The 6,257-nt window shown below is 52.6% G+C and carries 5 protein-coding genes and 1 pseudogene; 5 read left to right on the top strand and 1 reads right to left on the bottom strand.

Going from position 1 to position 6,257, the window contains the following annotated elements; translation table 11 throughout:
• Window positions 1-70 precede the first annotated feature (70 nt).
• A complete protein-coding gene (pta, locus tag NE562_RS15960) occupies window positions 71-1,045 on the bottom strand; it encodes a phosphate acetyltransferase (protein ID WP_280963411.1) in 975 nt (324 codons plus the stop codon).
• A 251-nt stretch (window positions 1,046-1,296) separates the two neighbouring features.
• On the opposite strand from pta, the gene NE562_RS15955 reads away from it, so the two are divergent.
• The 5 genes and pseudogenes from NE562_RS15955 to NE562_RS15935 all read left to right on the top strand — a co-directional run bounded on the left by NE562_RS15955 (window position 1,297) and on the right by NE562_RS15935 (window position 6,002).
• Complete coding sequence (locus tag NE562_RS15955) at window positions 1,297-1,494, top strand: hypothetical protein (RefSeq protein WP_280963409.1); 198 nt, start codon at window positions 1,297-1,299, stop codon at window positions 1,492-1,494.
• Entirely contained in the window at window positions 1,482-2,867 is a 1,386-nt protein-coding gene (locus NE562_RS15950) for a recombinase family protein (RefSeq protein ID WP_280963408.1), read from the top strand. Before NE562_RS15955 ends, NE562_RS15950 begins: the two co-directional genes overlap by 13 nt.
• Before the next feature lie 23 nt (window positions 2,868-2,890).
• Window positions 2,891-3,325: pseudogene (locus tag NE562_RS15945) on the top strand (sigma factor-like helix-turn-helix DNA-binding protein); the annotation flags it as partial.
• A 371-nt stretch (window positions 3,326-3,696) separates the two neighbouring features.
• Complete coding sequence (locus tag NE562_RS15940; RefSeq protein ID WP_280963407.1) at window positions 3,697-4,938, top strand: RecQ family ATP-dependent DNA helicase; 1,242 nt, start codon at window positions 3,697-3,699, stop codon at window positions 4,936-4,938.
• A complete protein-coding gene (locus NE562_RS15935; RefSeq protein ID WP_280963406.1) occupies window positions 4,935-6,002 on the top strand; it encodes a hypothetical protein in 1,068 nt (355 codons plus the stop codon). The genes NE562_RS15940 and NE562_RS15935 overlap by 4 nt, the downstream gene beginning before the upstream one ends.
• Window positions 6,003-6,257 lie beyond the last annotated feature (255 nt).

Raw genomic sequence — 6,257 nt, 5'->3', positions numbered from 1 at the left:
GCACGGTGGTGGGGGAGGTCGGTAGATAAATTAATTGTCTACCTCCTACCCGATTGGTTTCGTAAAATACTTACTTCAGGCCGGCGGTGATGATGGCCATCTGGTAGACCTCGTTCGCGTCGCAGCCGCGGGAAAGGTCGTTGATCGGGGCGTTCAGGCCCTGCAGGATCGGGCCGTAGGCCTCGAAACCGCCCAGACGCTGCGCGATCTTGTAGCCGATGTTGCCCGCGTTGATATCGGGGAAGATAAAGGTGTTGGCCTGACCGGCAACGGGAGAACCCTTGCACTTAGTCTGCGCGACAACAGGGGAGAACGCTGCGTCGAACTGCAATTCGCCGTCAACGGCGAGTTCGGGAGCGGCGGCCTTGGTCTTTTCGGTGGCGCCCCGCATCATATCGACGGTCTCGCCCTTGCCGGAGCCCATGGTCGAGTAGGACAGCATCGCAACCTTGGGATCAATGCCGAAGGCAGCGGCGGTCTTCGCGGTCTCGATCGCGATCTCAACCAGATCATCCTCGCCGGGATTGATGTTGATCGCGCAGTCGCCCATTGCGTACTTCTCGTCGCCGCCGTCCTTCGCGTCGCGGCGCAGGATAAAGCAGGAGGATACGATCTTGTTGCCCGGCTTGGTCTTGATGATCTGCAGGGCGGGACGGACCGTGTCGGCCGTCGAATAGGTAGCGCCGCCGAGCAGCGCGTCGGCTTTACCCAGCTTTACCAGCATGGTGCCGAAGTAGTTGCCCTTAGAGAGCGCCTTGCGGCAGTCCTCTTCGCTCATTTTGCCCTTGCGAAGCTCCACCATCTTGGCGACCATGGCGTCCATCTCGGGGTAAGTAGCGGGATCGAGGATCTCGAGGCCGTCGATATCGAAGCCGCCGGCCTTGGCAGCGGCGTTCACTTCATCCACATTGCCGACGAGGATCGAAGTGAGCAGACCGTCCTTCTTCAGACGGGCGGCAGCTTCGAGGATACGGGGATCCGAACCCTCGGTAAAAACGACCTTGCGGGGATCGGCTTTCAGCGTGGCGATCAGGTTGTCGAACATAGACATAGTTTTTCTCTCCTCCGTTTTTTCAGAAACCGCTGCGCAAAGCGGGCTTGGCAAAACGGCGTTAATGATCCGACGCTTTGCCGCATACCCTGTATGCAGTGGTTCCATAAGTGATCTGCCAACATTATACACCCTATCATGGGCAGTTCTCAATACGTAAAACAATGAAAAACCGAAATTCTTTTACAAAGGCTAAAATGCGCGTCCCCGGGCGATACTGGAAGTGGAAGGGAAGTGGTATTTGCATGAAAATTGTTCGCTATTTAAACGGCAAGCGCCTGCATGGCGTGATGCCGCCGCTTCTGCTGGACGCGGAAGGCGTCGGCGCGCTGCTTTCGGATACGCGCGCGCGGCAGGATTTGCCTTTGCCCGCCGCAGGCGCCTCTGCTATACTGAATGCGGAGGACGGCGGCTTCGGAAAGGAAGAAGCATGGACAAACTGACCGCGCTGTATCTGCGCGTTTCCACGGAAGCGCAGGCGGATGAGGGCTACTCGCTCTCGGCACAGGCGGAAAAGCTGGAAGCCTACTGCAAAATGAAGGGCCTTTTACGGTTTGAGCGCTTTGTGGACGGCGGTTTTTCGGGTTCCAACCTATCGCGTCCGGCAATGGAGGAGCTGACCCGTCGCATCCGCGCGGGCGAGATCGAGCGGGTCGTCGTATACAAGCTCGACCGGCTCAGCCGAAGCCAGAAGGACACGCTCTTTTTGATCGAGGATGTGTTTCTGCCGCATGGGGTGGATTTTGTATCCATCAATGAAAATATCGATACCGGCAGCCCGTACGGTCGGGCCATGATCGGTATTTTGTCCGCCTTTGCGCAGCTGGAACGTGAAAACATTTTTCTTCGCACGCGCATGGGCATGGTCGAACGCGTCAAGCAGGGCTATTGGCCGGGGGGCGGTAAAATTCCCTTTGGCTATGATTACGATCCCGCACGGGGTATTCTGGTACCGAATGCGGACGCGGACACGGTGCGCGAGATCTATGCGCGCTATCTCGCGGGCCACTCACAAAACCGGATCGCCAGAGATCTCGGGCTCAAGTACGAGCATCTGGTCACGCAGATCTTAAAGCGCGAGAGCAACACCGGTGTGATCTGCTACAAGGGCGAGACCTATCAGGGCAGGCATGAGCCGCTCATTGACCGCGAGACCTTTGCGCGCGCGCAGAGGCGGCTACGCAGAACCGACCGGCCGCGCGCGGCGGCGGGCAACAAGCTGCTGACCGGTCTGCTTGTCTGCGGCCACTGCGGAGCCAAAATGCGTTACCAGAAATGGGGGAACGCGGGGGACAAGCTGGTGTGCTATTCGCGCGATCGATCCAAGCCCCATTTGGTTCATGATGCGGACTGCTCGAACCGCGGCGTCATGGCGCGAGAGGTCGAGGCGGTCGTCGTGCGCGACCTGTGCCGGCTGGCCGCAAAGCCGAGACATAAAAGCGGCCGCCAAACCGATGGACCCGCGTGCCGCCGTGCGCTTGATCGGGCCAAGCATAAGCTGCGCCGCCTGTACGAATTGTATGCCGAGGGCGAGGACGAGGCGCTGCGCGAAGCGATCAGCCGCGCCAAAACCGAACAGCAGCGCGCGGAAAGAATGCTCGCCGAAGCGGAAGCGCAAAAGGCGCAGCGGCAGGAAGTCAGTGAAGCGCGGGACGCGCTGACGACCATTGGCGCTTGCTGGGACACGCTGCCCGATGAACGGCGGCAAACGCTGGTACGCGCGCTGGTCGAAAAAATCGTCTTGCAAAATGACAAAATAGAGGTTTATTACGCCTTTGACGCCGCTGAACAGACCGGCGCGACAAGGGCGGGCTGAATCTATTTCACCTGCGCACATTCATGCCGATGATCATTGGTGAAATACGCCGGTATTTACGCGACAACAGCGCGCTGCGCGTATCCCGCTCGCTGCGCGACACGGCATACAAGGCGCTGCAAGCGAAGGAAGCGTTTATTCGTGCAAACCAGCGCGAGCCGGATATCATGGAGCTGGCCAAGGCCATGGGGGTAAAGAAAGAAGAAGTCGTCTTTGCACTGGACGCTATCCTCGATCCGGTCTCGCTTTTCGAGCCGGTCTTTCACGACGGCACAGACACGGTATGCGTGATGGATCAGGTGGGCGATAATAAGAATACGGACGAGCAGTGGCTGGCCCGTATCGCGCTCAAGGAAGCGATCGACAGCTTGACGGAGCGCGAAAAGCGCATCATTCAGCTTCGCTTTTTCGAGGGCCGCACGCAGATGGAGGTCGCCGATGAGATACACATCTCGCAAAACAAAAGGATGCAAGAAAAAGTTCGGGAAAGTGGGGAAAAGTTTGTGTTTCGTCGCTATTTGTCGGCTTATCGCGGCGAGTACGAGGTGATCTACTACATACGTTGGCAATTCAGTTGAAAAGCAGACGACCGGAGAAAAACGGTCGTCTGCTTTTTTTAAGATGGGCCTAATACATATCATCTTTTATACACTTTTATAGAACAGCTTTGGCTAAAATATAGTCCGATGCCCCCGGGAAGGCTGCTTAGCGTTCTATGCTCATTGTATCTGAAATTGAGTGAAACAGATGAAATTGTGCACCAAACATCATTATCTTTTTACACGCAATGCGACATGAGAGTAATCATAATGCTGGGAGGATTATTCTCATGGATGTAAAAAGAAACATAAAGCCGGTAATGGATCAGCTGGGTATCGACGTGCTGCGCCGACATCAATTGAAACCGATCAGTTCGATCTGTTCCGAGGAGGATACGTTTGTATTGGCGCCGACATCTTCGGGCAAGTCGGCCATTTATCAGATTCCCGCACTGTTGCATGCAAACCAAATAACGGTGGTACTGGAACCCACACTTGCATTGATGCATGACCAGACGCGTAAGCTGCGGACGCTTGGCATTGCGGCGGAATATATGGATTCTGCTATGACAAAGAGTGAGCGTACAGATAGCTTAAAGCGGTTTCAGAAAGGGAAAGTGAATATTTTGTATATCACTCCGGAACGGTTTGTTTCGGAGTCTTTTTTATGTATATTACGGGGAATGAAGTTGTTTATGCTCGTGGTGGATGAATGTCATTGTGTGTTGGATTGGGGAGGCTCCTTTCGCAGCGATTATCTGCAAATTGGGGAAGCGATTAATTCGTTGTCGGAACGTCCTGTGATCACCGCGCTAACGGCGACCGCTTCAAAAGAAGATATCAAACAGATATGCTCGCTGCTGCACATGAAGAAGCCCGCGATATTTGAGAACGATTTGTATCGGAAGAATTTAATTTTTATCAAAAAATACGCGGATGATCGAAAGGCTAAACTGACGCTACTTCATCAATACCTGAAAAAATATCATACCGGATGCAGCATTGTTTACTGCAATACGAAGAAGGCGGTGGACGCGGTACATGAACTACTGGAGAAGCGATATCCGGGGAAAGTTTGCAAGTGTCATTCGAATATGGGCGCGGCAAAAAGGGCTTCTCATGAGCTGCAGTTTCTAAAAGGAGAAAAGCAGATCATGGTGGCAACCTCGGCGTTTGGCATGGGCGTTGACATGGGAGAGGTCGATTTGGTCATTCATTTCAATATGTCGCTGTCTGTAACCGATTACGTGCAGCAGGCTGGGCGAGCGGGACGGCAAGGACAAAAGGCGCATTGTGTGCTGCTGTACAGCGATGACGATTACTACATTGACCGGGTGATTTTGAGCAGTATTCAGGATGATTCAGCCAAAAAGCGTGCGTTGAATCGTCTGGATGAGATGAAAGACTATTGCGACGATACGGCGCATTGCCAGACCAAAATGTTGCTGCGGTCGTTTGGGCAGGGACAGAAAAAGCGCTGCAACCGCTGCACCAACTGTCAAAAAGCGAGAAGAGGAGGAATGGGCAGTTGATTGATATGGAATCAGGCGTACATACCTATTCAGTCGCGATGACATTGACGAAGAATGAGTTTTACGAGATCGATGCGCATTTATCCGTCCTTAGGACAGAGGAAAACTATTGGACTGGGGGAAAACGCTGTACCTGTCATGACTTTTGCGAGCAAGGGATCGTGCTCTACTTATCCCGCTTTAAAAGCGGAGGTCATCAGCTGTATCGGCTGAAGGTCCGGATCGAGCCATGCCGGGTACTGGGCAGCTCAAGCCCGTTAGCGTTGTACCAACCGAACAGAAAGTCCTATCAACAACTGGTCAAAACAGCGGATCGGATGCTGAAGAAGATCAAAGTACCACGCTCGATAGACGATATGAAGATCTGTCGGCAGGATATGACCGTTGACCTATATTTTCAGACGGAGGAGCCGGTCAAGCAATATGTTCGGGCCTGTCAAAAGGGAATGGTGCTGCCACATTATAAGCAGGAGCGGTTTCGCGATGCGGAGCACAAGGCAAAATATGCGGAGGAAGCCAATAGAGGGTCATGCCGTCAAACGTGTAAATCAGCTAGTTTTTTTGTATATAACAAATCGGCGCAGCTGAAAATGACAGGCCGTGATACCGATGTACTGAAGGAATTACATATTTTACGGCTGGAAGCGGAGCTAAAAAGGGCAGCGCTGAAAAAGCGGCTTGGCGAGCAGGCCGACAACTATCACTATTTAAAGGAAGGAGCGCGGCAAGCAAAGAAGGTGGTTGAGTGGTATCTGAAACGGATCTTCAAAAATGCGGATGGAGAACATCTACGATTTGAGGACGCTGTCATTATGATGAAACAGAGCGGCTGGAAAGAGAAAACACGGAAACAGATCACATATTTGCTGCGCAAAGTAAGTGACAGCCGGTCGCTGAACGCGGCGATCGGGAAGACAAAGCAGAAATATGGGCTTTCTGCCGGACAGATGGAGCGATTGCTGATAAAGCTGCGAAAACTGGATATCAGCCCGATAACGCTGCCCAATACTTCGAAAAACGGGCGGTTGAAGTCGTTGATGCGACTGATGAAAGAATGCTTCTGAAGGCAGTAACATTGTACGATTTTATAATATAGACGGAAAACAAATATAAAAAGCTGTCAAAAGGTGTGCCTTTTGACAGCTTTTTTGCCTAATCAAGTATATCGCAAAAGTGCTTAAAAAGCAATAGTTAATTAGCACATCGTTTCCAGTAACCGATAGTGATGTATGATGACTGGAAATTTTCACTGGAAATCAAATAGTACACCTTTTGATTGTCTTCACAATAAAAAAGAAAGAAATCATCGAAGAAATGCA

Origin of the sequence: Butyricicoccus faecihominis, assembly GCF_024462775.1 — a bacterium.
Taxonomy (GTDB): domain Bacteria; phylum Bacillota; class Clostridia; order Oscillospirales; family Butyricicoccaceae; genus Agathobaculum; species Agathobaculum faecihominis_A.
This window is presented reverse-complemented; position numbering and strand designations above follow the sequence as displayed.

Bases quoted from the DNA above. Each gene is read 5' to 3' on its own strand.
- pta (WP_280963411.1), bottom strand. From the start codon at position 1,045: ATGTTCGACAACCTGATCGCCACGCTGAAAGCCGATCCCCGCAAGGTC.
- NE562_RS15955 (WP_280963409.1), top strand. From the start codon at position 1,297: ATGAAAATTGTTCGCTATTTAAACGGCAAGCGCCTGCATGGCGTGATG.
- NE562_RS15950 (WP_280963408.1), top strand. From the start codon at position 1,482: ATGGACAAACTGACCGCGCTGTATCTGCGCGTTTCCACGGAAGCGCAG.
- NE562_RS15940 (WP_280963407.1), top strand. From the start codon at position 3,697: ATGGATGTAAAAAGAAACATAAAGCCGGTAATGGATCAGCTGGGTATC.